At 67.7% G+C, this 25314-nt stretch carries 23 protein-coding genes, 1 tRNA gene and 1 pseudogene; 16 read left to right on the forward strand and 9 right to left on the reverse strand.

What is annotated here, in order from left to right:
* Positions 1 to 274, reverse strand: a pseudogene (locus tag A5663_RS07295) (helicase HerA-like domain-containing protein); the annotation flags it as partial.
* 29 nt (positions 275 to 303) lie between these two features.
* Here A5663_RS07295 and A5663_RS22940 point away from each other — a divergent pair.
* Entirely contained in the window at positions 304 to 459 is a 156-nt protein-coding gene (locus A5663_RS22940; protein WP_156744380.1) for a hypothetical protein, read from the forward strand.
* Positions 460 to 545: 86 nt separating this feature from the next.
* On the opposite strand, the gene cmrA is transcribed toward A5663_RS22940, so the two are convergent.
* Positions 546 to 1352, reverse strand: a complete 807-nt coding sequence (cmrA, locus tag A5663_RS07300; protein ID WP_068146004.1) for a mycolate reductase — start codon at positions 1350 to 1352, stop codon at positions 546 to 548.
* Between the two features lie 26 nt (positions 1353 to 1378).
* Between cmrA and A5663_RS07305 the strand changes: the two genes are divergently transcribed.
* Entirely contained in the window at positions 1379 to 2692 is a 1314-nt protein-coding gene (locus A5663_RS07305; RefSeq protein WP_068146007.1) for an MFS transporter, read from the forward strand.
* Here the strand turns inward: A5663_RS07305 and A5663_RS07310 are convergent.
* The gene (locus tag A5663_RS07310; RefSeq protein WP_068146010.1) at positions 2689 to 3480 is read right to left on the reverse strand and encodes an MmpS family transport accessory protein; all 792 of its coding nucleotides are present in this window, start codon (positions 3478 to 3480) and stop codon (positions 2689 to 2691) included. The genes A5663_RS07305 and A5663_RS07310 overlap by 4 nt on opposite strands.
* 125 nt (positions 3481 to 3605) lie before the next feature.
* On the opposite strand from A5663_RS07310, the gene A5663_RS07315 reads away from it, so the two are divergent.
* The 3 genes from A5663_RS07315 to A5663_RS23305 all read left to right on the forward strand — a co-directional run bounded on the left by A5663_RS07315 (position 3606) and on the right by A5663_RS23305 (position 5941).
* Positions 3606 to 5447 carry a S9 family peptidase gene (locus A5663_RS07315; RefSeq protein ID WP_068146100.1) on the forward strand — a complete coding sequence of 614 codons (1842 nt, stop codon included), beginning with the start codon at positions 3606 to 3608 and terminating at the stop codon, positions 5445 to 5447.
* A gap of 90 nt (positions 5448 to 5537) precedes the next feature.
* Entirely contained in the window at positions 5538 to 5747 is a 210-nt protein-coding gene (locus tag A5663_RS07320; RefSeq protein WP_068146013.1) for a hypothetical protein, read from the forward strand.
* Between the two features lie 38 nt (positions 5748 to 5785).
* Positions 5786 to 5941, forward strand: coding sequence for a hypothetical protein (locus tag A5663_RS23305; protein ID WP_165827651.1), 156 nt, complete (start codon positions 5786 to 5788; stop codon positions 5939 to 5941).
* A gap of 4 nt (positions 5942 to 5945) precedes the next feature.
* Here A5663_RS23305 and A5663_RS07325 read toward each other — a convergent pair whose 3' ends face one another.
* On the reverse strand, positions 5946 to 6569 hold the full coding sequence (locus tag A5663_RS07325; protein WP_068146015.1) for a TetR/AcrR family transcriptional regulator: 624 nt from the start codon (positions 6567 to 6569) through the stop codon (positions 5946 to 5948).
* Positions 6570 to 6657: 88 nt separating this feature from the next.
* Between A5663_RS07325 and A5663_RS07330 the strand changes: the two genes are divergently transcribed.
* The 8 genes from A5663_RS07330 (at position 6658) to A5663_RS07365 (ending at position 16085) form a co-directional block, all read left to right on the forward strand.
* Positions 6658 to 8208 (forward strand): carboxyl transferase domain-containing protein, encoded by a 1551-nt coding sequence (locus tag A5663_RS07330; RefSeq protein WP_068146017.1) that lies wholly within the window; start codon positions 6658 to 6660, stop codon positions 8206 to 8208.
* 8 nt (positions 8209 to 8216) lie between these two features.
* Positions 8217 to 10199, forward strand: a complete 1983-nt coding sequence (locus A5663_RS07335) for an acetyl/propionyl/methylcrotonyl-CoA carboxylase subunit alpha (protein WP_082973984.1) — start codon at positions 8217 to 8219, stop codon at positions 10197 to 10199.
* Positions 10196 to 11356 carry an acyl-CoA dehydrogenase family protein gene (locus tag A5663_RS07340; RefSeq protein ID WP_068146025.1) on the forward strand — a complete coding sequence of 387 codons (1161 nt, stop codon included), beginning with the start codon at positions 10196 to 10198 and terminating at the stop codon, positions 11354 to 11356. Before A5663_RS07335 ends, A5663_RS07340 begins: the two co-directional genes overlap by 4 nt.
* The gene (locus A5663_RS07345; protein ID WP_068146028.1) at positions 11353 to 11841 is read left to right on the forward strand and encodes a MaoC family dehydratase; all 489 of its coding nucleotides are present in this window, start codon (positions 11353 to 11355) and stop codon (positions 11839 to 11841) included. The genes A5663_RS07340 and A5663_RS07345 overlap by 4 nt, the downstream gene beginning before the upstream one ends.
* Positions 11841 to 12659, forward strand: a complete 819-nt coding sequence (locus A5663_RS07350) for a CoA ester lyase (protein ID WP_068146032.1) — start codon at positions 11841 to 11843, stop codon at positions 12657 to 12659. Before A5663_RS07345 ends, A5663_RS07350 begins: the two co-directional genes overlap by 1 nt.
* Positions 12660 to 12758: 99 nt before the next feature.
* Positions 12759 to 13850 carry a pyruvate dehydrogenase (acetyl-transferring) E1 component subunit alpha gene (gene pdhA / locus A5663_RS07355; RefSeq protein WP_068146036.1) on the forward strand — a complete coding sequence of 364 codons (1092 nt, stop codon included), beginning with the start codon at positions 12759 to 12761 and terminating at the stop codon, positions 13848 to 13850.
* A gap of 64 nt (positions 13851 to 13914) precedes the next feature.
* Positions 13915 to 14913: an alpha-ketoacid dehydrogenase subunit beta gene (locus tag A5663_RS07360; protein WP_369816597.1), complete on the forward strand. Its 999-nt coding sequence runs from the start codon at positions 13915 to 13917 to the stop codon at positions 14911 to 14913.
* Entirely contained in the window at positions 14910 to 16085 is a 1176-nt protein-coding gene (locus tag A5663_RS07365) for a dihydrolipoamide acetyltransferase family protein (RefSeq protein ID WP_068146042.1), read from the forward strand. The genes A5663_RS07360 and A5663_RS07365 overlap by 4 nt, the downstream gene beginning before the upstream one ends.
* Positions 16086 to 16141: 56 nt before the next feature.
* On the opposite strand, the gene A5663_RS07370 is transcribed toward A5663_RS07365, so the two are convergent.
* The 5 genes from A5663_RS07370 to A5663_RS07390 form a co-directional block, all read right to left on the reverse strand.
* Positions 16142 to 16894 (reverse strand): enoyl-CoA hydratase, encoded by a 753-nt coding sequence (locus tag A5663_RS07370; protein WP_068146046.1) that lies wholly within the window; start codon positions 16892 to 16894, stop codon positions 16142 to 16144.
* Between the two features lie 27 nt (positions 16895 to 16921).
* Complete coding sequence (locus tag A5663_RS07375; protein WP_082973983.1) at positions 16922 to 17299, reverse strand: hypothetical protein; 378 nt, start codon at positions 17297 to 17299, stop codon at positions 16922 to 16924.
* Positions 17300 to 17359: 60 nt separating this feature from the next.
* Positions 17360 to 18790, reverse strand: a complete 1431-nt coding sequence (locus A5663_RS07380; protein ID WP_068146048.1) for a PE-PPE domain-containing protein — start codon at positions 18788 to 18790, stop codon at positions 17360 to 17362.
* Positions 18791 to 18869: 79 nt separating this feature from the next.
* Positions 18870 to 19622 carry an acyl-[acyl-carrier-protein] thioesterase gene (locus A5663_RS07385; RefSeq protein ID WP_068146052.1) on the reverse strand — a complete coding sequence of 251 codons (753 nt, stop codon included), beginning with the start codon at positions 19620 to 19622 and terminating at the stop codon, positions 18870 to 18872.
* Between the two features lie 37 nt (positions 19623 to 19659).
* Positions 19660 to 19733, reverse strand: a tRNA-Arg gene (locus A5663_RS07390).
* Between the two features lie 121 nt (positions 19734 to 19854).
* Between A5663_RS07390 and A5663_RS07395 the strand changes: the two genes are divergently transcribed.
* From A5663_RS07395 to A5663_RS07405, 3 genes are read left to right on the forward strand one after another with little or no spacing between them, the layout of a single operon-like run.
* A complete protein-coding gene (locus A5663_RS07395) occupies positions 19855 to 21339 on the forward strand; it encodes a wax ester/triacylglycerol synthase family O-acyltransferase (protein ID WP_068146055.1) in 1485 nt (494 codons plus the stop codon).
* Positions 21336 to 22967: an HAD-IB family hydrolase/lysophospholipid acyltransferase family protein gene (locus A5663_RS07400; RefSeq protein WP_068146058.1), complete on the forward strand. Its 1632-nt coding sequence runs from the start codon at positions 21336 to 21338 to the stop codon at positions 22965 to 22967. Before A5663_RS07395 ends, A5663_RS07400 begins: the two co-directional genes overlap by 4 nt.
* Positions 22964 to 25303, forward strand: coding sequence for a glycerol-3-phosphate 1-O-acyltransferase (locus tag A5663_RS07405; protein WP_068146062.1), 2340 nt, complete (start codon positions 22964 to 22966; stop codon positions 25301 to 25303). The genes A5663_RS07400 and A5663_RS07405 overlap by 4 nt, the downstream gene beginning before the upstream one ends.
* The last annotated feature ends 11 nt before the right edge of the window (positions 25304 to 25314 follow it).

Raw genomic sequence — 25314 nt, forward strand, 5'->3', positions numbered from 1 at the left:
TCTCGAACATCCCGGGTTCGGCGGTGTCGCGCGACGTCACCTCGCCCGAGGCCGTCGCCCCGCCGACGTCCGGTGGCAGCGGCGGCGGTAGCTCGTCGTCAGCCGGTTCAGGAGGCGCGAGTTTCGCATTGAGCCGCTCATAGGCGGACTCCCGGTCGATGGTCTGCCCGTATTCCGGATGTAGCGGACTGGCTTTCGCCGCCGCGGTGATCGCATCGGGTCCGATGGTGTCCATCAGCGACCGAGGGGCGCGCATCCGCGTCCACGCCACCGGACGTCGGCGGGGCGACGGCCTCGGGCGAGGTGACGTCGCGCGACACCGCCGAACCCGGGATGTTCGAGAAAGTGGTCAACAGCCCCGCTTTCAAGAGCGCGATGCGATCGGCGGGCACGGTGATCGGCCGCGAGATCACCCGCAGCATCTTCGGCACGGGACGCCGTCGCACCCGTCGTCGCTGAGAAACGCTGCGCCGAAATAGCATTCCCGGCTGTCGATCGGCCGATTTGACGACCAGGAATGCTATTTCGCGACAAACGGGGACGCCTCAGCCGCCACCCAACTTCTTGTAGACGGCGCCGACGATCGGCGTCACTATCGCGCGCGGCGTGTACCCCGCGGCGACGGACATCGCCTTCGACGTCACACCGGGAACAACCCGCATCTTGTTGCGCTCCAACGCATCCAACGACTGCTTGGCCGTGTACTGCGTCGAGATCCACAAGAAGTCCGGGATCAGCTTCTCGACCAGGGACTGCTCGTCGACGTTCGGCAGCGTCTCACGCACGGGGCCCGGGGCGAGCAGCGTCACATGCACACCGACGCGCTTGAGCTCACCGCGCAGCGACTCGCTGAAAGTGTTGACGAACGCCTTGGTCGCGGCATAGGTCGCATTGTTGGGAATCGGCGAATTGCCTGCCGCCGAACCGGAAATCAGGATGCCGCCGGCTTTCCGCGAAACCATCCCCGGCAACACGGCGAGCACCAGATCGTGCACGCCCAACACGTTCAGCTGAACCTGCGCCTTCTCGTCGGCCGGGTCCAGTGACGCAACCGGACCGAACGTCGCGGTGCCGGCGTTCGCGCACAGGATCGAGATGTCGCGCGTCGCCAACTCCTCACACAGCGCGGTGCGCTCGCCGGAGTCGGCCAGGTCGACGGGCCGAACCTCGACCGTCACGCCGTACTGCTGGGCCAGCCGGTCCGCCAGTGTGCGCAGCACGTCTTCGCGGCGGGCGGTGATGATCAGGTGGTGGCCGCGCGCAGCGAGTTCGGTGGCCAGCGCCTCGCCGATGTTCTGCGATGCGCCGGTGACCACCGCGCGGGCGTCGGCGCTCGGTGCGGGTACTGACATGCGCGGGACTATATCTTGGGCGGACCATGAGTGAACCACCCGATTCAGGCCGGCCGCCCGCTCCGACCGCCGGTCGACGGCAGATCACTTCGTGGGCGCTGTGGGACTTCGGCGCGACCGGCCTGAATGCCGTCGTCGTGACCTTCGTGTTCTCGATTTATCTGACCAACTCCGTCGGCGCCGACCTGCCCGGCGGCATCAGTGCGACCAGTTGGCTCGGCTGGGCGCTCGGCCTGGCCGGTCTCGTCGTCGCGCTGCTGGCGCCGGTGACCGGCGTGTGGGTCGACGCGCCGTGGCGGCGGCGTCGCGCGCTGGCGGTGCTCACCGCGATGGCCGCGCTGCTGATCGCCGCGATGAGCTTCGTCCGCGACGACTACCGCTACCTCGCCCTCGGGCTGGTCCTGCTGGGTTGCGCGTCGGCATGCAATGAGCTCGCCACCGTGCCCTACAACGCGATGTTGCGTCAGCTGTCGACACCGCAGACCTCGGGCCAGATCTCCGGATTCGGTTTGGGCTTGGGATATCTCGGCAGTGTCGTGCTGCTGTTGGTGGTCTACCTCGGATTCATCTCGGGCGACGGGGGAGTGTTGAACCTGCCGGTCGACGACGGGCTCAACGTCAGGACCGCGATGGTGTTCACTGCCGTCTGGTTCGGGCTGTTCGCGCTGCCGCTGCTCGTCGCCGCGCCGAGTGCCGGGCCGGCAGACGGGCGCGAGACCGTCGGGTTCTTCGGCGGATACCGCAAGCTGTGGAACGACATCCGCAGTGAATGGCGTCGGGACCGCAACATCGTCTACTACCTGATCGCCAGTGCGATCTTCCGGGACGGCCTCACGGGGATCTTCGCTTTCGGTGCTGTCCTCGGCGTGCGGGTCTACGGCGTCTCCGAGGCCGACGTCCTGCTGTTCGGCGTGAGCGCCAGCACCATAGCCGCGATCGGTGCCGTGGCCGGCGGTCTGCTCGACGACCGGTTCGGGGCCAAGCCCGTCATCGTCGCCTCACTGACCGCGATGATCGCCGTGGGTCTGACACTGATGACGCTCGACGGGGCGCTCGCGTTCTGGATCTGCGGCCTGGCGCTGTGCCTGTTCATCGGTCCGACGTTGTCGTCGGCGCGCACGCTGATGCTGCGCATGTCGGCCGACGGCAAGGAGGGCGTCGCGTTCGGCCTCTACACGACCACCGGCCGAGCGGTTTCATATCTGGCGCCGATGCTGTTCTCCGTGTTCATCGCCGCCTTCGGAACCGACCGCGCCGGGATGGGCGGGCTGCTCGTGGTGCTCGCCGCCGGGCTGCTGGCCATGCTCGCGGTGCGTGTTCCAGCCCGGCAGCCGGCCTAGCCGCTGGCCGTGCAGATCGTCAGACCGGCGCCGGTGCGCTGCTGGACCACGGCGCCGTTGACTGTGATCGAACAGTTCACCTCGCGGCCGACGTTGATGATGCTGACGCTGGCCGACGATGCGGCGGACGAGGACAGCTGCACTTCCTTGCTCCAGGGCAGCATCACGTTGAACTCGGTCTGCAGCAGGCCGCCGGTGTCGACGTAGGTGATGTTGATGGCCCGGCCCGAACCGTTGGCGACGTAGATGACGGTCTGAGTCACCCCGGGCGCCGCGCCGCCGGGCGAGGTAGGAGTTGTCGGCACCGTGGGGGCCGCAGGCACGCTGGGCCGCGTCGTGCGCGGGACGGTCGGGCGCGGCGTCGTGGTCGGCGCGGTGAAGCTGGGCTCCTGGACCGGGGGCGGCGCGACGACGGTCTGCTGCTGTGAGGTGTTGACGATGACCAGCGCGATGACCAGGCCGAGCACGGTCAGCACCGCGATACCCGCGACGATCCACAGCCAGCGCGGCGACTTCGGCCCCTCCGGTGCGGGCGGCTCAGAAGGTTCGCCCGGCGGGTAGGCGGACCCGTACTGGCCCGTTGCGTAGGGGTCGTAGCCGTACGGGGAGTACGACGGAAGGCGTTCGGTCGGGGCGGGTCCAGCAGGGGGCTGATAGGTGGGGCCATAGGCCTGGCTGGCATATGCCGGGTCGTCGTAGCCCGGATAGCTGTAACCCTGCGGCTGCTCATCGCGTCCGCGGTAGCCCCGCGAGTGCTGGTCGCGGCCGGGCCGTGGCGTGTCGGTCATACCCACCTCATGGCTGCGAGGGTACCTGTGCGACCGCTCAACCGACCGTGGGTCGCCGAGCCGATCGCCCGGTAGGCAGAATTGGCCCGGTGGGAGAACAGGTTCGCCGGGTCTACGGCGCATCGATGTCGCCGGATGCGACGGCTTTCGCACATCTGGTGGACGACGGCGGTTACCCGCGCGCAGTGCAGCGTTTCCTGCGCGGGTGGCGCGCCAGCTCGTCGCGTCACGTCGAGCTGCCCGTCGAAGGTCCGGTGACGCGGGTCCTGCACTCTGCAGACGGCCACTGGTTGGCGTGTGAGGTCGCACCCGACGGCGGCACCCGCACCCAGATCTGGGTCGTGACAACCGATCCCGACGACCGCGACGCGCGCCGCATCGACTCGTGGGCCGTGGGCTCGCCGGAAGGTACCGCAGAGCTGATCAACTGGGACGGCGCGCGGGTCGCGGCGATCCTCACCGGCGACGACGGGGTGGGCAGCTCGTGCCTGATCGATCCGGCCAGCGGCGACACGGTGGTGCTGGACCGGCGCTCGGGCGGCAGGCTGGTCGACTCCTGGGCCGGCGCCGCGCTCGTGCGGGTCGGTCCGCGTGGCTACCGGGAGTTGATCATGCTTCGCGGAGGAACCGAAACATCGCTGCTGCCATACGATCCGGGCTCGACGACCGACACCGGCATCATCCTCGACGACCACAGCCCGCGACGGTTGCGGGCCGGCATGGAGGGGGAACTCACCGAGCGGTATCAGCCGGCCAAGTCGTACGGTCACGACAGCACCGAGGGCTATGTGCGGGCGCTGATCCGCAGCGAGAACGGCACCGAACACGCGCGTCTACTCGAGGTCACCGTGACCGCCGACGGCGTCGCCTACCAGGTGCTTGCCGAGCGTCCCGGTTGCGAGCTCGACGAGTTCACCGTCAGCGACGACCTGTCGACGGTGGCGATGTTGTGGAACCTGCACGGCGCAAGCGAGTTACAGATCCTCGAGCTCGGTGACAACACGCTGCACGAGCCGATCCCGCTACCGGGCATGGTGGCCAGCCAGCTGAGCATCAGCGCCGGCGGTTCGATGCTCGCGATGACGGTGGAGGGCCCCTCGACGCCGCCGACGGTCGAACTCGTCGACCCGCGCACGCGCGAGTGGGAACTGGTGGACCGTCAACCCAGTTCCGGGCCGGTCAGCGCCGATCCGACCCTGGAGACCGTCACGGCGCGCGACGGTATGCAGTTCACCGGCTGGTTGTTCCGGCCCCGCGAGGAAGTCGCGACGATCGGCGCCATGCTGTTCCTGCACGGCGGCCCCGAGGGCCAGGGCAGGCCCGGTTACAACGAGTTCTTTCCAGCGCTGCTCGAACAGGGCATCTGCGTGTTTCTGCCGAATGTTCGCGGCTCCGGGGGATTCGGCCGCACCTTCATGCACGCCGACGACCGGGAGCGGCGGTTCGCCGCCATCGACGACGTCGCCGACGCAGTCGATTTCCTCGTCGACCACCAGATCGCCCCGGCGGACCGTATCGCGTGCTGCGGATGGTCTTACGGCGGTTATCTGACGCAGGCCGCGTTGTCCTTTCACCCCGACCGGTTCGCCGCCGGGATCAGTATCTGCGGCATGAGCGATCTGAACACCTGGTACCGCAACACCGAACCGTGGATCGCCGCGGCGGCGTATCCGAAGTACGGCCACCCGATCAGCGACCGGGAACTGCTCGAGCGGTTGTCGCCCCTGCAACGGGCCGACGCGATCACCGCGCCCCTGCTGCTGGTGCACGGCGCCCACGACACCAACGTCCCGCCCGGGGAGTCGCAGCAAATGTATGACGCCCTGCAGTCGCTTAACCGGCGAGCCGAACTGTTGATGTTCGACGACGACGGCCACGAGATCGACAGGCGCGAGAATCGGGCCGTGCTGGTCAAAGCCATGCGCGAGTGGCTGATTGCCTCGTTCAGCGAGCGCCAGGGGCCGTGATCGGATTGTCGCCGTAGCCAGGTTTGGACAAATTGTCCGCCGGGTAAACGCTGCGCACGCGCCGACTGGCGCTGACAAAGGAGGCGCAGCATGCGAGGTGGCGGCATTCTCGGAGTTGTAGTTCTCATCTGGTTGTTGATCGGCGTGGTCGCGGCATACCAGCGCGGCTACTTCTCCGCGAACGAAACAAATTGTGCGACAGCAGGAAGCATCGCGTTGACGGTCGTCGTCGGCCCCCTGAATTACGCCGGCGTCAACCCGAAGGTGGCCAATTGCGATCTGCCTGAACCCAGCCAGTAGCCCACTGGCAGTTGGTAATTCGAAAGGAAAGTGTAGTCATGATCATTCTCGGAGCGATCCTCCTGATCCTCGGATTGATATTCGGGATCAACATCCTGTGGACGATCGGCATCGTGTTGATGGTCATCGGCGCCGTCTTCTGGATCCTCGGATCCGTCGGACGCCCCGTCGGTGGCAGACGCGCCTGGTACTAACAGTTCAACCGTCCCGCCCGGCCGAGGTCAGCGCGGCGACCGTCATCGCTCTCAAGACGGCCCGCGAGTCGACCTCGGCCGGTCGCGTCACGCCCGGTTTGATGGCGTGCGGTGTCGAGTTCAACAGCCCGAACACCGCGTGCGCCATCAGCCGGGCGTCGGCTTCCTCCAACGACCCGTACACCTGACACAGCACCTTCACCCAGATCTCGACGTACTGTCGCTGGGCCTTCCGGACCTGACGCTTGGCCGACGGCGGCAGGTGACCGAGATCGCGGTCCTGAATGCGGATGAGATCTGATTCGCCGAGGGCGAAGTCCAAGTGGAAATCGATCAGCCCGTCGAGCGCCGCCGCCGAGTCGCCGGCCCCTGCCACGACGTCCGTCGCACCGGCCAACAGCCGGGTACTGATGCCGACCAGCAGTTCGGCCAGTAGCGCTTCCTTGTTGGGGAAGTGGCGGTAGATCGCCGGTCCGCTGACCCCGGCCGCGGCGCCGATGTCCTCCAGCCGCACGGCCAGGTATCCCCGCTCGGCCACCAGCCGTTCCGCGGCGGCGATCAGCTGCGAGCGACGGTCCGATTTGGCCTTGCTGCGGCGCGTGGCCGACGGCGGCGAAGCTGGTGACACGCGCCTCCCACCCGCTGTTGGACATCTCGGTTAACGGTGACTAACATACCATAAGTTAATCGTTATTAACTAAAACTTGGAACGGGCTATGACACCGCGGGCTTCACACCGCGAGGAGCATCTCGCGCTGGTCGACGAACTGCGTTCGAAGCTGGCCGCCGCCGCTCTCGGCGGACCCGAGCGCGCCCGTGAGCGCCATGTCAGCCGCGGCAAGCTGCTGCCCCGCGACCGGGTGGACGGCCTGCTCGATCCCGGCAGCCCCTTCCTCGAACTCACACCGCTGGCCGCCGACGGCATGTACGACGACGAATGTCCCGGCGCCGGCATCATCACCGGCATCGGGCGGGTCTCGGGCCGCGAGTGTGTGATCGTCGCCAACGACGCGACCGTCAAGGGCGGTACGTACTACCCGGTCACCGTGAAGAAACACCTGCGCGCGCAGGAGGTCGCCGGACAGAACCGGCTGCCGTGCATCTACCTCGTCGACTCGGGCGGGGCCTTCCTCCCGCGCCAGGACGAAGTGTTCCCGGATCGCGAGCATTTCGGTCGCATCTTCTACAACCAGGCCAACCTGTCGGCCGAGGGCATCCCGCAGATCGCTGCGGTGCTGGGCTCGTGCACGGCGGGCGGCGCCTACGTGCCCGCGATGAGCGACGAGGCGGTGATCGTGCGTAACCAGGGCACGATCTTCCTCGGCGGTCCACCCCTGGTGAAGGCCGCGACGGGTGAGGTGGTGAGCGCCGAGGACCTCGGCGGCGGCGACCTGCACTCCAAAACATCAGGTGTCACAGACCATTTGGCGCACGACGACCGGGACGCGCTGCGGATCGTGCGGCGCATCGTCTCCACTCTCGGTCCGCGCGAACCGCTGCCGTGGGACGTCTGGCCGACCGAGGAGCCGGTTGCCGACCAGAGTGAGCTCTACGACGTGGTGCCGGTCGACTCGCGAGTGCCGTACGACGTCCACGAGGTGGTCACGCGGATCGTCGACGGCGGCGAGTTCGCCGAGTTCAAGGCCGACTACGGCAGCACGCTGGTAACGGGCTTCGCCCGCATCCACGGCCACCCCGTCGGCATCATCGCCAACAACGGGGTGCTGTTCGGCGAATCAGCGCTCAAGGGAGCGCATTTCATCGAATTGTGCGACAAGCGCAACACGCCGCTGGTCTTCCTGCAGAACATCTCCGGCTTCATGGTCGGCCGCGACTACGAAGCCGGCGGCATCGCCAAGCACGGCGCGAAGATGGTCACCGCGGTGGCGTGTGCGCGGGTGCCGAAGCTGACCGTGGTCATCGGCGGCTCCTACGGTGCCGGCAACTACTCGATGTGCGGGCGCGCGTATTCGCCGCGGTTCCTGTGGATGTGGCCCAACGCCAGGATCTCGGTGATGGGCGGTGAGCAGGCGGCGTCGGTGCTGGCCACCGTGCGCGGCGAGATGACGCCCGAAGAAGAGGAGCGCTTCAAGGCGCCCATCCGCGCGCAGTACGAGCACCAGGGCAATCCCTACTACTCGACCGCGCGGCTGTGGGACGACGGGGTGATCGACCCCGCGGACACCAGAACGGTGCTCGGCCTGGCGCTCTCGGTGGTCGGGCAGGCGCCTCTCGAGTCGGTTTCCTACGGTGTGTTCCGGATGTGATGACAGAGATGACTTTTCACACCGTCCTCGTCGCGAACCGTGGCGAGATAGCCGTGCGGGTCATCCGCACGCTCCGGGCGATGGGCATCCGCTCGGTCGCGGTCTTCAGCGACGCCGATGCCGATGCTCGCCATGTCGCCGAGGCCGACGTCGCGGTCAACATCGGACCGCCCGCCGCCCGGGAGAGCTACCTGAACATCGACGCCGTGATCGCGGCGGCCCGGCGCACCGGCGCCCAGGCCATCCACCCCGGCTACGGATTCCTATCGGAGAACGCACAACTCGCCGCGGCCCTGCAGACGGCCGGTATCACGTTCATCGGGCCGCCGGTCGGTGCCATCCAGACCATGGGCGACAAGATCGCGGCGAAGGCCGCGGTGTCGGCGTTCGGAGTGCCGGTGGTGCCGGGCATCTCGCGTCCGGGCCTGACCGACGACGATCTCGTCGACGGCGCCGCGAAGGTCGGCTTCCCGGTGCTGGTGAAGCCGTCAGCAGGCGGCGGAGGCAAGGGCATGCGCGTCGTGCACGAGGCCGCGCAGTTACCGGCTGCCTTGGTCTCGGCGCGTCGCGAGGCCGCTGCCGCGTTCGGTGACGACACGTTGTTCCTGGAACGATTCGTGCTGAACCCGCGCCACATCGAGGTGCAGGTGCTCGCCGACGGTTACGGGACCGTCGTGCACCTCGGCGAACGCGAGTGCAGTCTGCAGCGGCGCCATCAGAAGGTGATCGAGGAGGCGCCGTCACCTCTGCTCGACGCGGCGACGCGGGCACGGATCGGAGCGGCGGCCTGTGACACCGCGCGCAGCGTCGACTACACCGGTGCGGGCACCGTCGAGTTCATCGTGTCCGCGGACCGGCCCGACGAGTTCTTCTTTATGGAGATGAACACCCGCCTGCAGGTCGAGCATCCGGTCACCGAGATGGTGACCGGCATCGACCTCGCCGAGCAGCAGGTGCGCATCGCGGCGGGGGAGAAACTTGCCATCGCGCAGCACGACGTCACCATGACCGGGCACGCCATCGAGGCGCGCGTCTACGCCGAGGATCCGGGCCAGGGGTTCCTGCCGACCGGCGGCCGGGTGCTCGACCTCGCCGAACCGTCGGGCGCCGGCATCCGGGTCGACTCCGGGCTGTCCCGCGGATCGGTGATCGGCAGTGACTACGACCCGATGCTGTCGAAGGTCATCGCCCACGCCGATGACCGGACCGGGGCGCTGCGCGCACTCGACCGGGCATTGGCGCAGACCGCGGTGCTCGGCCTCACCACCAACATCGAGTTCCTGCGTTTCCTGCTCGCCGACCCCGATGTGGCGGCGGGCCGCCTCGACACCGGCCTGCTCGACCGGCGTAGCCCTGAATTCCGTTCGGCGGTCGCCGAAGACGCCGATCTGGTCGCCGCTGCGGCCTACAAGTGGCTGCATGCATGGCGCCGGCCCGGCGGGGACCTGTGGGCGGCGCCGTCGGGCTGGCGGATGGGACACCATGCGCCGACGACGTACCGCCTGCAGTCCGGTGAGCGCATCGACCACGTCCACCTCACCGGCACGCCGACGGCCGCACGCGCCGCTGTCGAAGGCGGCCGATCACGCCCGTTCGCGGCGACTTTGGCCGGTGACCGGCTGGCCGTCACCTTCGACGGCGTGCGCACCGAGTACGTCGTCGCAGCCGACGACGGACGAATCTGGCTCGCCGCCGCCGGCCGTACCGTCGCCGTTGACGAGGTCCGCGAGGCCCCGGTGCGGCCCGACGACGAGCACAGCGGCGACGCCGAACTCACCAGCCCCATGCCGGGATCGGTGGTGGCCGTCGGAGTCACCGACGGTCAGCAGGTGTCAGCAGGCACGGTCGTGATCACCGTCGAAGCGATGAAGATGGAACACGCACTGGCCGCTCCGGTCGACGGTGTGGTGGAACTGCTTGTCGCGCAAGGCGATCAGGTCAAGATGGGTCAGCCACTCGCGAAGATCAGCACGGAGAAGGAAGAGACATGACTGAATTCCTGGCAACCGGCGCGCTGCCGGATCACTACGAGCAACTGGCCAAAACGGTCCGCGATTTCGCCAACAGTGTGGTCGCCCCCGTCGCGGCCAAGCACGACGAAGAACACTCGTTCCCCTACGAGGTCGTCGCCGGGATGGCCGATATGGGTCTGTTCGGGCTGCCGTTCCCCGAAGAGTACGGCGGCATGGGTGGCGACTTCTTCGCGTTGTGCCTGGCTCTCGAAGAACTCGGCCGCGTCGACCAGAGCGTGGCGGCAACCCTCGAGGCGGCCGTGTCGCTGGGCGCGATGCCGATCTACCGGTTCGGCACCGAGGAGCAGAAGCGGGAGTGGTTGCCGCTGTTGGCCGGCGGTGAGGCCCTCGGTGCGTTCGGGTTGACCGAAGCCGGCGGCGGCAGCGACGCCGGCGCCACCAAGACCACCGCCCGACTCGACGACGGGCACTGGATCATCAACGGCTCCAAGCAGTTCATCACGAACTCGGGAACCGACATCACCAAGCTGGTCACGGTGACCGCCGTGACGGGCGAGAACGCGGGCAAGAAAGAGATCTCGTCGATCCTGGTGCCGGTTCCCACACCGGGATTCACCGCGGGACCCTCCTACAACAAGGTGGGGTGGAACGCCTCGGACACCCATCCGCTGAGCTTCGACGACGTCCGCGTGCCGGAGGCGAACCTGCTCGGTGAGCGCGGCCGCGGCTATGCGAACTTCCTGCGCATCCTCGACGAGGGCCGCATCGCGATCGCCGCCCTGTCGGTCGGGTCCGCGCAGGGCTGCGTCGACGAATGCGTCCGGTACGCCAAGGAGCGCGAGGCATTCGGCGCGGCGATCGGCACATACCAGTCCGTTGCGTTCAAGATCGCCCGGATGGAAGCGCGCGCGCACAGTGCACGCACCGCCTACTACGACGCGGCGGCACTCATGTTGGCGGGCAAGCCGTTCAAGAAGGCTGCCGCCATCGCCAAACTGGTGGCCGGCGAAGCCGCGATGGACAACGCCCGCGATGCCACCCAGGTGTTCGGTGGCTACGGGTTCATGAACGAGTATCCGGTCGCCCGGCACTACCGCGACAGCAAGATCCTCGAAATCGGCGAGGGCACAACCGAAGTGCAGCTGATGGTCATCGGGCGGGAGCTCGGACTGTGACCGACAAGAGGGTCGTCGTCCAACGCGGACTGTGGTACGAGGAGTTCGAGACCGGGGTGCTCTACCAGCACCGGCCGGGACGCACGATCACCGAGGCGGACAACGTGTTGTTCACCACGCTGACGATGAACACGCAGGCGCTGCATCTGGACGCCGCGTTCTCGGATGCGTTGCCTCCCTTCAACCAGCGACTGGTCAACTCGATGTTCACGTTGTCCACGCTCGTCGGCCTGTCGGTGGCACAACTGACTCAGGGCACGATCGTCGGGAACCTCGGCTTCGGCGAGGTCGCGTTCCCCAAGCCGCTCTTCCACGGCGACACGCTGTACGCGGAGACCGAGGTGCTCGAGAAGCGGGAGTCGAAGAGCCGCCCGGGAGAGGGCATCGTCACGTTCGCGCACACCGGCCGCAACCAGCACGGCGACGTCGTCGCCACGGCGTCACGCAAGACCATGGTGCGCATGCGCCCCGAGGGGGCGGCGTAGTGGCGCTCGACAAGCCCGGCGTCGCTTGGCTGTTCTGCCCGGCCGACCGTCCGGAACGCTTCGAAAAGGCCGCCGCCGCAGCAGATGTCGTCATCCTCGACCTGGAGGACGGCGTCGCCGCCAAGGACCGCGAGGACGCTCGCGCGGCGTTGATCGCCACGCCGCTCGACCCGGCCCGCACGGTGGTGCGGGTCAACCCCAGCGCGACCGCCGATCACCAACTGGATCTCGAGGCACTCTCGAAGACCGGCTACACCACAGTCATGCTCGCCAAGACCGAGGACCCGCAGCAGGTGCGCGACCTGGCGCCGCTCGACGTGGTGGTGCTGATCGAGACGCCGCTGGGTGCGCTCGCCGTTTCGGAGTTGGCGCGCATGGACAACGCGGCCGCGCTGATGTGGGGCGCCGAAGACCTGTTCGCGGTGACCGGCGGCACGGCGAACCGGTATCCCGACGGCAGCTACCGCGAGGTCGCCCGCCATGTGCGTTCGCAGACCCTGCTGGCCGCGAAGGCCTATGGTCGGCTGGCGCTGGACTCGGTGTACCTCGACATCAAAGACCTCGACGGCCTGCGCGGCGAGGTGGACGACGCGGTGGCGGTCGGCTTCGACGTCAAGGTCGCGATCCACCCGTCGCAGGTGGCGGTCATCCGCGAGGGTTACGCGCCGACCGCCGAGCAGGTGCAGTGGGCACGACACGTGCTCGACGCGGCCCGCGATGCCAGGGGCGTCTTCCAATTCGAAGGCATAATGGTGGATGCCCCAGTGCTGCGGCGGGCAGAGCGCATCGTCGAGCTGGCGCCACATCCCGGCGACTAGCTGACGGCCCCTCACCAGGGGACCAGCTCGACCGCCTCCGTGCTGAGCACCTCAGTCGCCTGACGGCGCGACCCGTCGTCAGTGACCCAAGGAGGCGGTATGGCAGGGCCTGTTCAGGCACCCCTCGATGTCGGGCTGGAGCCGGTTCAACTGGTCGCCCCGGACGGGACGCCGACCGCCGACGATCGATACCGCCGAGACCTTCCGCCTGAGACCCTCGCCTGGCTGTATGAATCGATGGTCGTCACCCGCGACCTCGACACCGAGTTCGTCAACCTGCAACGGCAAGGTGAACTGGCGCTGTTCGCGTCGTGCCGCGGCCAGGAGGCCGCGCAGATCGGCGCTGCAGCATGTCTGCGTAAGACCGACTGGCTGTTTCCGCAGTACCGCGAGCTCGGCGCGTTCCTGCTGCGCGGCATCTCGCCGGCCCAGATCGGCGCGGTCTGGCGCGGAACCTGGCACGGCGGACTGGACTTCACCGAAAGGCGCGTCGCCCCGATAGCGATCCCGATCGGCACGCAGGCGCTGCACGCGGTCGGCGCCGCGATGGCCGCCCAGCGGTTGGGCGAGGATTCGGTGACGGTGGCCTTCATCGGTGACGGCGCCACCAGTGAGGGCGACGTGCACGAGGCGATGAACTTCGCCGCCGTGTACCGGGCGCCGTGTGTGTTCTTCGTCCAGAACAACCAGTGGGCGATCTCGGTTCCCGTCAGCCGGCAGGTGGCGGGGCCGTCGATCGCGCACCGCGCTACCGGCTACGGCATACCGGGAGTGCGGGTCGACGGCAACGACGTGCTGGCGTGCTTCGCGGTGACCGCGTATGCCGCCCAACGGGGCCGCGAGGGCGGCGGCCCGACGCTGGTCGAGGCGATCACCTACCGGATGGGGCCGCACACCACCTCCGACGACCCGACTCGCTATCGGGCCGACGACGAAGTCCAGCAGTGGGCCGGCCGCGATCCGATCACGAGATACCGCACGTACCTGCAGTCGCTCGGTGTCTGGACCGACCGGCTCGAAGAGCGCGTGTCCGCCAGATCCAAACGGCTGCGGGCCGACCTTCGACAGGCGACTGTCGGCGCCGAGGACTTCGACGTAGCCGAGATGTTCGACACCGTCTACCACGAGATCACTCCTGAGCTGGCGGCTCAACGCGAACAGCTGAGAGCCGAGTTGGCGAAGGAGGCGTGACATGACACAGATCATCGAACGGCCGCCGGTGTCCGGTGGCGACGACGAGCCTTATGTGCCGCTGATGACCCCGCTCTCGGCGGTGCCGACTCTCAGCATGGCTCAGGCCATCAACCGCGCGCTGCACGACGCGATGGCCGCCGACGACCGGGTGCTGGTCTTCGGCGAAGACGTCGCAACCCTCGGCGGGGTCTTCCGCGTCACCGAGGGCCTGGCCGAAACCTTCGGTGCGCAAAGGTGTTTCGACACGCCGCTGGCGGAGTCCGCGATCGTCGGTATCGCGATCGGTATGGCGATGCGCGGGCTGATCCCGGTTCCGGAGATCCAGTTCGACGGGTTCGCCGCCCCGGCGTTCGATCAGATCGTCAGCCATCTGGCCAAGTACCGGATGCGCACCCGCGGTGACATCGACATGCCGGTCACAATTCGCATCCCGTCCTTCGGCGGAATCGGCGCGGTCGAACACCATTCGGAGTCGACCGAGACCCACTGGTTGCACACCGCAGGCTTGAAGGTAGTCGTTCCGTCGACGGCGTCGGACGCGTATTGGCTGCTGCGGCAGTCCATCTCCAGCCGCGACCCCGTGCTGTATCTGGAGCCCAAACGCCGGTACTGGGCGCGTGAACCGGTCGACACCACTGCACCGGTGCTGCCGTTCGGCCGCGCCGCGGTTCGCCGTACGGGCGCGGACGTCACCGTGCTGACATACGGACCGCTGGTCGCCACGGCGCTGAGCGCAGCTGAACTGGCTGCCGAGCAACACGATTGGAGCATCGAGGTACTCGACCTGCGCACCCTGAACCCGCTGGACTTCGACGCGATCACCGAATCGGTGCGACGCACCGGGCGGGCGGTGGTGATGCACGAGGGGCCGCGCACACTGGGCTTCGGTGCCGAACTCGCCGCGCGTATCCAGGAGGAGCTGTTCTACGACCTGGAGGCTCCGGTGCTGCGGGCCACGGGTTTCGACACGCCATATCCGCCCGCCCGGCTGGAAAAGCTGTGGCTGCCCGGGGTGGACCGGCTGCTCGACTGTGTCGAACGAACGCTGGAGCAGCCGTGAACGTGATGGATTTCCTGGTGCCGGATCTCGGAGAAGGCCTCGAAGACGCGACGATCACAGCGTGGAGCGTGAAGGTCGATGATGAGGTGGAGCTCAACCAGACGCTGTGCACGGTCGAAACCAACAAGGCCGAGGTCGAGATCCCCAGTCCGTACGCGGGCCGGGTGGTCGAACTCGGCGGCCGCGAAGGCGATACCTTGCCCGTCGGCGCCACGCTGGTGCGGATTGCGACCGAGGCCGCGCCCGCGGCGCAGAAGCGCAAACCGGTGCTGGTCGGCTACGGCGCCGACGACGCGATGGACAACAGCAGACGCGCGACCGCGCCGTCGCCGCACCGAGCTCGCGCGAAGCCGCCGGTGCGCAAACTGGCCGCCGAACTGAACGTGGACCTTAGCGCGCTGACCGGCTCCGGAGCCGATCGTGTGGTCACCCGCGACGACGTGCTCGCCGCCGCCGGTCGATCCGCACCGAGTCCTGACATGTTGGCCGTCCGCGGCGTGCAGGCCGAGATGGCGCGTCGAATGACTCTGTCACGCAGGGAGATTCCCGATGCCCACGCGATCGTTGCGGTGGACGGGTCGAATCTGCTGCGGCTGCGCGACCGGCTACGAGAGCATGCCGGCGAAGATGCGCCGATCACGCCGTTCGTGTTGACGCTGCGGCTGCTGACGATCGCCCTGCGGCATCATCGTCACCTGAACGCCACGTGGGTCGAGACCACCGACGGCGCCCAGATCCACCTGCATTCGGCGGTGCATCTGGGCTTCGGGGTGGCCACGCCTCGCGGCCTGCTAGTGCCGGTCGTCGACGATGCCCACCGCAAGACGACCCGAGAGCTGGCGGCGGACGTGGCCCGGCTGATCGCCGACGCGCGGGCCGGCACGCTGCGCCCGACCGAGCTGCAGGGCTCGACATTCACCGTGTCGAACTTCGGTGCGTTGGGGCTCGACGACGGAGTGCCCGTGATCAACTTCCCGGAGGCCGCGATTCTCGGCATCGGCTCGCTGAAGGCGCGCGCGGTCGTCGTCGACGGTGAAGTCGTCGCGCGGCCGACGATGACCATCACATGCGCGTTCGACCACCGAATCGCCGACGGTGCGCAGGTGGCGTCGTTCCTGGGCGAGCTCCGTGACCTGATCGAGTCACCGGAACTGGCGCTGCTGGATCTCTAGCCGGCGGTTTGTGGAGTCCTACCGGCGCTCACCGCCGCCACGGCTCCACAAATCGCTTATTTGCGCCGGGCCGCGGCGAGGCGCTCGGCGAATTCGGGGGAGCGAATCGAGGTGGCCTGCGGCCCGAGTTCGGTGTCGACCGCGATGCGGTGCTGATCGACATCGACGACACCGGGGTTGGCGGTCGCCCGCATCGACGCCTTGGTCGCGAGCACCACCTCGCGCGGCGCAGCCGCCGGCCCCTTGGCCAATTCCCGCGCGGCGCTGACCGGATCGTCGGCGATCTCGAGCGCCAATCCGTGGCGCACCGCGGACTCGGCGTCGAACCGCATCCCGAACAACAGTGCGGCGCGCGCGGCCTGGGTTCCGACGGCCCGCTGCAGCATCCAGGTCGCCCCGCCGCCGGGATGGATGCCCAGTTTCTGGAAGCGCGGATCGAACAGAGCGGCCGGCCCGGCGATGCGCACATCGGCCGCCAACGCCAGGTTGAGGCCCGCGCCGACGGCAGCACCGTTGACCGCCGCGATCGTCGGCAGCGCGCAGTTGGCCACGGCGAGAAAGCCGTCGTAGATCTTCAGCAGCCCGTCTTCGGTCGCCGATCCCAGCGCGCTGAGATCCGCGCCCGCGCAGAACGCCTTGCCCGCGCCGGTCACGACGACCGCATGCACGTCGGGGTTCGCTTCGGCGGCGTCGACGGCGTCGCGAAGAGCCGCCGACATCTCGAAGGTGACCGCATTGCGGCGTTCGGGATCGTTGACGGTGAGGACGGCGATGCGGTCCTCGAGGTGGACCAGTACCGGATCAGACACGCGCCCAGCCTAGTGACCGAGCAACTGTCAGTTGGCGACGGTGAGCGTGACGTTGTGCAGTGCCACCGCGACGTCGGTCGGCAGGATGTCGACGAATGTCGGCGCTGCGCGATTGGCGGGTGCCGAGCCGATGACATTGCCGGGGTAGCTGGGGCTGCACGGGAAGTTGCTACAGCGGTACCAGAAGCCCTGCGCGCTCTGGTAGGGGAACATGCTCGGCGCCTGGTCAACCCGGTACCGGCCCGGCTCGATCACGGCCGTCGTCCATCCCGGACGCGGGTTGGTGCTGACGTTGAAGACGCCGTTGCTGCCGTAGCTCGGCGGTCCGGCGTGTGCAGGCACCGCCAGAGCGGCCGACAGCGCCACTCCCGCCGCCGCGGCCACGCATGCGCGCCTCGAGTTCACGTCGATGAGTCTAACGACCGGTCGGCCCGGCGAAGGAGATAACGGCGGTAGTCGTTCACGTCACGCGGCTGCGTCAGGTGCGGCGGCGGTGCCACCGGTTTCACCGGTCTGCGTGCGTGTGGTGCTGTCCTGGGCCTGCGTCTGCGGCTGTGTCTGCGGAGTCGGTACTGTCGACGTCGGATTAGCTTGTCTCTCAGGAGTTTTAGTGCTGTTCACGTCCTCGGTCTCACCCGGCTTGCCGTTGCGGACGGCACCGAAGTCACCCACCTTGCCCGGCTCCGCCTTCTCGCTGTCCCGGACCACGTTGAGCCGAAGCTGCGGTGCCTTGCGCAGGTCTGCTTCGCCGGTGTCGGTCTTGCCCGACTTCACCGTCTGGGTCAGTGGCGGGTTGTCGGACTCGGTGGGCTCTTGCTGCTTCTCTGTTTTCTTCGGCTGTTCCGACGAGGACAGCGTCGAGATTCCCTGCTGGATCGCGCCCGGAACCTTCGCGGCGCTGGACAGCAGTTCGCCGGGCGAGGGCAACAGCCGTGCCGGACGGTAGGCGCTGGGGTCGGATGGGATCGGGTTGCCACCGTAGTAGGCCGAGTCGACGATCACCTTCAGCATCGGTCCGGCGAAATCGGCGACCTGGTCACCGAGGACGTCACGGATCAGTCGGGTCAGCGGCAGTTCTTCGGTGGTGTAGGTGACGTAGGTGGTGTTGTTCCTGGTGGTCACGTAGGTCGTGATCCTGTCGCCAGGAGAGCTGCACCGCGCGTCCGGGCAGTCGAGGACGGCTCCGCTGACGGTGATCGCGCAGGTGTTCGCGTTGCAGGAGACCGTCGGCTTGCCCTCGGCGTCGACCGGCAGGTCGCGCTCGGACTGGTTGAGGCGCGTATAGAGGTAGGCCACCAGGGAGTTGAGCGCCGCAACCGGGTTGAGCACGTCGGCGGGGGCGTTGGAGTTGTAGTCGTACTCGTAGCCGATGTTCACTGCCGCCTGGGCGGGCACGTCGCTGGGGGTGGGGATCGGGTTGACGCCGATCAGCGCGAACCACGGGTACCTCGTGCCGAAACCGCCGTCCGGACGCGCAACGTCGTTGTCGAGGATGAAGACGGTGTTGTCGAAATCGGACCGGTTCTTCAGGAGCAGCAAACTGGCGTTCGCTGCGCCCCAGCCGGAGGCGAGGACCGCGTTACGCTCGCCCGCGTGGGCGTCCAAGGCCTGCTGGATGCCGGCCGGGCCGGTCCGGAAGTCGACGTAGACGATGTCATCGCCCCCGTGGTAGTTCGTGTAGATCGGGTCGTTGAACTTCCCGCCGAAGAAGTCCGCAACCCCCGCACCGGTCGGATTCGTGGAGCTGCCGACGACGATCAGGGCGGACAAGTCGATGAGAGCGCTCGAGATCGAGGCCGGCTGGGTGACGGCGAGGCCGACGACGCTGGTTGCGACGCCGGCGGCGGCGACGGTCATCGCGAACTTGGTCGCCCGGTTCCCCCTGGATTTGGCCATGTCTGCGTCCTTCTGAATCCTTCTAACCCCCCGCGCAGCAAACGCGCGTCTGGCGCAAATGGTACGCCAGGCGCGGCCGCTACAACCTGGCGATCAGCGCAGCGGCGCGGACGTCGTCGCCGACGCTCAGTGCGATGTGCACCGCCTCGCCGCGCCGGGCCCACCGGATCTCGACGTCCTCGCCGTAGCGGATCGGCCTGCGGTATTCGACGACCGTCCGGTAGGGGGCGCGGCAGACGTCGGGAACGTGGGCCATCACCTCGTGCACGGCATGCCAGTAGGCGGTGTTGGTGACGTGCTCGAAGATGTCGATATCGGTGCGGCGCAACGGAAATGACGCAATCTCGTCGGCCTCCTCGAGGTTCGTCAGCCACGGCCGCCACTTGAGGCGCAGTTCGTCGGTGGTCGTCGCGAACCGCGCGATCAGGCTGTCGGAGGCACGCTGCGGCGTCAGCGTCTTGCTGTTGATGGCGATCCAGAAACCCTCGGTCTCGATGCGGCCACCGTCGCTGCCGACGAGGTCGACGCGCATCGTGCACCACCGGGTCGACAGGGCCGAGCACCACCGGCTGAACGAGATCTCGTTGGGAAACCCGATCGGCTCGATGACGTCGATCACGGTGCGTTGCACCAGCCAGTGCGGATGGTCCTCGGCTTCGCCGGCGTCGACGAGGTTCTCGGCTCCGACCTCCTGGATGTAGCGGGCCACGCTGTCGAGGCGCAGATGCAGGTCGCCGTCGATGTCACCGGTCGCGGCCCGCCACGCCGTGCGGTAGACGTACCCCGTCTCGGGTTGCGGGCTGAGCCGGTGATCGACGTCGTTGGTGGGCATCGCGTCATGTGTAGCAGGCCGGGCCGTTTTCGCAGAGCGCCCCCGGCAGGAATCGAACCTGCGACCTAGAGATTAGAAGGCTCTTGCTCTATCCAACTGAGCTACGGAGGCAACGTCACGAGAGTCTATCGCCTGGGCGCGCGTGCTCAGCTACTAAAGGCGTCTCGCGCCCGCTGGCAGCGGACTAGCGTGGTGAGCACACGACTTCACGACCAGGAGGACGCGACGGCCCATGAGCGACGTGCCGGAACTCGATGAGGCGGGACTCCCCGAGGAACTCAGCCCGCTCGACCAGATCCTGCACCGCGGTGAGGCCAATCCCCGCACCCGTTCGGGGATCATGACCATCGAGATCCTGGACTGCGCTCCGGACTGGGACACCTTCCGCGCCAAGTTCGAGAACGCGTCCCGCAAGGTGTTGCGGTTGCGGCAGAAGGTCGTGATGCCGACGCTGCCGACCGTCGCGCCGCGATGGGTCGTCGACCCGGACTTCAATCTCGACTTCCACCTCCGCCGAGTGCGCGCCCCGCAACCCGGAACCTTCCGCCAGGTGCTCGACCTCGCGGAGGTCGCCGCGCAGTCACCGCTGGACATCTCCCGGCCGCTGTGGACCGCCACGCTCGTCGAAGGACTTTCCGATGACCGCGCCGCGCTCGTCGTTCACCTCAGCCATGCGGTCACCGACGGCGTCGGGGGCGTCGAGATGTTCGCCAATCTCTATGACCTCGAACGCGATCCGCCTCCGCAGCCGGCGCCGCCGCTACCCATCCCGCAGGACCTCTCGCCCAACGACCTGATGCGCCAAGGGATCAACCGGCTGCCCGGCACCATCGCCGGCCGCGTGCGCGGGGCGCTGTTCGGCGCCGCGCATGTGGCGGGGGAGGTGATCCGCGACCCGATCTCGCGGCTCGGCAGCGTCGTCGAGTACGCGATGTCGGGTGCCCGCGTGGTCGGCCCCGTCGCGGAACCGTCGCCGGTACTGCGGCGCCGCAGCTTGTCATCGCGCAGCGAGGCGATCGACATCGAGTTCGGCACATTGCACCGGGCCGCCAAGGCGGCCGGCGGCTCCATCAACGACGCTTACCTGGCCGGTGTGTGCGGTGCGCTGCGGCTGTACCACGAAGCCAAGGGCATTCCGATCGAGACACTGCCGATGGCGGTGCCGGTCAACCTTCGCTCCGATGCCGATCCGGCCGGTGGAAACCGGTTCGCCGGCGTCAATCTGGCTGCGCCGGTGGGGATCAGCGACCCCGAAGTCCGTATCCGGCACATCCGCTCGCAGATGACGACGAAGCGGGAGGAACGTGCCATCGACATGGTCACCGCCATCGCTCCGCTGGTGGGCCTGCTGCCGGACTCTGTGCTGGAGTCGATGGCCGGCTCCATCGTCAACTCCGACGTCCAGGCCAGCAATGTCCCCGTGTATGCCGGAGAAACATTCATCGGCGGCGCGAAAGTCCTTCGGCAGTACGGGCTCGGGCCGCTGCCCGGCGTGGCGATGATGGTGGTACTGATCTCGCGTTCGGGGTACTGCACGATCACCAGCCGCTACGATCGCGCGGCGATCACCGATCACGACTTGTGGGCGCGTTGCCTGCTCTCGGGATTCGACGAGGTGCTCGCGCTCGGTGGCGACGGCCGGGCCGAACCGGCTTCGTTCACCGTCGACACCGCCACGCCCAGTCCATCGTCGTCCAATGGGAGTGCAGCACAATGAGTTCGGAGAACGGTCAGTCCTCACGGCGCACCATGCGACTGCCCGGATCGGTCGCCGAGATCCAGGCCAGCCCCCAGGGGCCCGAGGTGGGAGCGTTCTTCGACCTCGACGGCACGCTCGTCGCCGGTTTCACCGGCGTCGTGATGACACAGGACCGGTTCCGGCGCCGTCAGATGTCGATGGGCGAGTTCATCGGCATGGTCCAGGCCGGACTCAACCACCAGTTGGGTCGCTCGGAGTTCGAGGACCTGATCGGCAAGGGCGCGCGAATGCTGCGCGGCAACTCGCTCGACGACATCGACGAACTCGCCGAGCGGCTGTTCATCCAGAAGATCGTCGGCCGCATCTATCCCGAGATGCGGGAGTTGGTGCGCGCGCACATGGCCCGCGGCCACACCGTCGTACTCAGTTCCTCGGCGCTGACGGTGCAGGTCGACCCCGTCGCGAAGTTCCTCGGCATCGAGAACGTGCTGAGCAACAAGTTCGAGCTCGACGAGCACGGGTTGCTCACCGGCGAGGTCCAACGACCGATCATCTGGGGGCCCGGAAAGGCCAGGGCGGTACAGAAATTCGCCGCTGAGCGCGGTGTCGACCTGTCCAAGAGCTACTTCTACGCCGACGGTGACGAGGACGTCGCGCTCATGTACCTGGTCGGCAACCCCCGGCCGACGAACCCCGGTGGCAAGCTCGCCGCGGTCGCCGCGAAGCGCGGCTGGCCGGTGCTGCGCTTCACCAGTCGCAGTGGGGCCAGCCCGGTTTCGCAGCTGCGCACCGCCGCGGGGATCGCGTCCATGGGCCCGATCGCGGCCGGCGCGCTCGGCCTGGGTCTGCTGACGCGCAACAAGCGCACCGGGGTCAACTTCTTCACCTCGGCGTTCGGCCGAACTCTGATGACCACCATCGGCATCAACATCAACGTGCTCGGCAAGGAGAACCTGACCAAGCAACGCCCGGCGGTGTTCATCTTCAACCACCGCAACCAGGCCGATCCGCTGATCGCCGGGCACCTCGTCGACACCGATTTCACCTCGGTCGGGAAGAAGGAACTGGAGAAGGACCCGATCGTCGGCACCCTCGGCAGGATCATGGACGCCGCGTTCATCGACCGCGACGACCCGCAGAAGGCGGTCGAGGGACTGAAGAAAGTCGAGGACCTGGCCCGCAAGGGATTGTCGATTCTGATCGCGCCGGAGGGGACGCGGCTCGACACCACCGAGGTGGGACGGTTCAAGAAGGGCCCGTTCCGGATCGCGATGTCGGCCGGAATTCCGATCGTGCCGATGGTGATTCGCAACGCCGAGGTGATCGCCGCGCGCGATTCGAGCACCTTCAATCCCGGGACGGTCGACGTGGTGGTGTACCCGCCGATCTCCGTCGACGACTGGACACATGACAATCTCGAGGACCGCATCGCCGAAGTGCGCCAGCTCTATCTCGACACCCTCAAGGACTGGCCGCAGGACAAGCTGCCGGTTCCTGAGCTCTACACCCGCGCGGCGCCTGCGAAGAAGAAGGCGCCCGCGAAGAAGCAGACAGCAACGAAAGCCCTCAAGAAGTCGGCACCGAAGCCGGCGTCCCAGCCGGCCCAGAAGTCGGCACAGAAGTCGGTGGGGAAGGGCCGTCCGTGAAGCACTCCGTCGACGAGTACGCGCCTTTCACACCCACCGGCGATGCGTTGGTGCTCGCCTCGGCTACCTCACCGGCAGAACGGGATCTGCTCAACGACTGGCTCGAGCGGCAGCGGCGCAACAACCCGGGCTCCAACATCGACGTGCTGCTGCTGCCGAACAACGACAACCCGCCACCCGGGGTCCTCGCCCAGCTCGTCGCGGAACTCGAAGCGGGCGAAGACCGTTCGGTCGTGCCGGTGCGCGTGTTCTGGGTGCCCGGCGGTCTGCCCACCCGCTCGAAGGTGGTGGCCCTGATCTCCGGTCGGGACACGTACCGACCGCCGGAGATCCTGCAGCGCCGCATCCTGCGCCGCGACAAGTCGCGCGCCCGCGTCGTCGCCGGCGAACCGGCGAAGGTCTCCGAACTGCGACAGCAGTGGGCCGATACCACCGTCGCCGAAAACCCGCGTGAATTCGCACGTTTCGTGATCCGCCGCGCGATCCTGGCGATCGAACGGGTTGAGCTGCGACTGCTCGGACCGGAGTACAAGTCGCCCCGGCTGATCAAGCCGGAGTTGTTGGCGTCGTCGCGTTTTCGCGACGGGCTGGCGAAGATCCCGGACGCGGACCTGGAGACCGCGGGCAAGATGCTCGACGAGCTGTCCACCGGATGGAGCCGGTTCTCGGTCGATCTGATCCCGTCCCTCGGCCGGGCGATCTTCAGCCGCGGTTTCGACCCCAACATCGACTACGACCGCGACGAGGTCGAGTCGATGCGCCGCAACCTCGAGAACCATCCCGCGGTGCTGCTCTTCTCGCACCGGTCCTACCTCGACGGCGTGATCGTGCCGGTCGCCATGCAGGAGAACCGGTTACCGCCGGTGCACACGTTCGCCGGCATCAACCTCTCGTTCGGCTTCATGGGGCCGTTGATGCGGCATTCGGGTGTGATCTTCCTGCGCCGCAAGCTCGATGACCCGCTCTACAAATACGTGCTGCGCCAATTCGTCGGCTACATCGTGGAGAAGCGGTTCAACCTGAGCTGGTCGATCGAGGGCACTCGCTCGCGCACCGGAAAGATGTTGCCGCCCAAGCTCGGGCTGCTCGCGTACGTGGCCGACGCGTACCTGGACGGCCGCAGCGAGGACATCCTGCTGCAGCCGGTGTCGATCAGTTTCGACCAGCTCCACGAGACGGCCGAGTACGCCGCCTACGCGCGCGGGGGCGAGAAGACGCCCGAAAGCCTGTCGTGGATGTACAACTTCATCAAGGCCCAAGGCGAACGCAACTACGGCAAGATCTACGTCCGCTTCCCCGAAGCGGTGTCGATGCGCGAATACCTCGGCGTACCGCACGGCCCGATGACGACCGACGTCGACGCCAAACGCCTTGCGCTGCAGAAGATGGCGTTCGAAGTGTCCTGGCGGATTCTGCGCGCCACACCGGTCAACGCCACGGCACTGATCTCGGCGCTGCTGCTCACCACCCGCGGCGTCGCGCTGACACTCGACCAGATCCATCACACCCTGCAACCGTCGCTGGACTACCTCGAGCGCAAGCAGGCCCCGATGACCAACAGCGCGTTGCGGTTACGCACCGCCGACGGCGTCTGCGCGGCGCTCGAGGCGCTGTCCAACCGGCATCCGGTGACGTGCGTCGAAGGGGGCCGCGAGCAGGTCTGGCGGATCGCGCCCGAAGACGAACACGAAGCGGCGTTCTACCGCAACACGCTCATCGACGCGTTCCTGGAAGCCTCGATCGTCGAGCTGGCGCTGGCGCACGCGGGACGCGCGGAATCCGACCGGCTGGAAGCCTTCTGGTCTCAAGTCATGCGGCTGCGCGACCTGCTGAAGTTCGACTTCTACTTCGCCGACTCCGCGGCGTTCCGCGAGCACGTCGCCGAGGAGATGTCATGGCAGAGCGGTTGGGAGGAGCAGGTTTCGGCGGGTGAGGAGCAGGTCGACGCGCTGCTGCGGGCCAAGCAGCCACTGCTTGCCGGCGCGATGCTGCGGCCGTTCTTCGAGGCCTACGAGATCGTCGCCGACGTGCTCCGCGATGCACCCGCGGAGATCTCGGAGAAGGACCTGACCAAGAAGGCGCTCGGGCTGGGCAACCAGTACGTGGCGCAGAACCGCGTGGCCAGCAACGAGTCGGTGTCGGCCCTGCTGTTCGCGACCGCCCGGCAAGTGGTGGCCGATCAGCATCTGCTCGCCCCGGCGGCCGATCTCGTCCAGCGGCGCACTGCGTTTCGCGACGAGCTGCGCGCGATCCTGCGCGATATGGACAAGGTCGAACGGATCGCGCGTGAGCAGTTCTACACGCGCGAGGTCGAGCGGCGGGCGGCGCGCCGTTAGCCATACGCTGG

The organism is Mycobacterium sp. E740 (assembly GCF_001672895.1).
In the GTDB taxonomy this organism is placed as follows: domain Bacteria; phylum Actinomycetota; class Actinomycetes; order Mycobacteriales; family Mycobacteriaceae; genus Mycobacterium.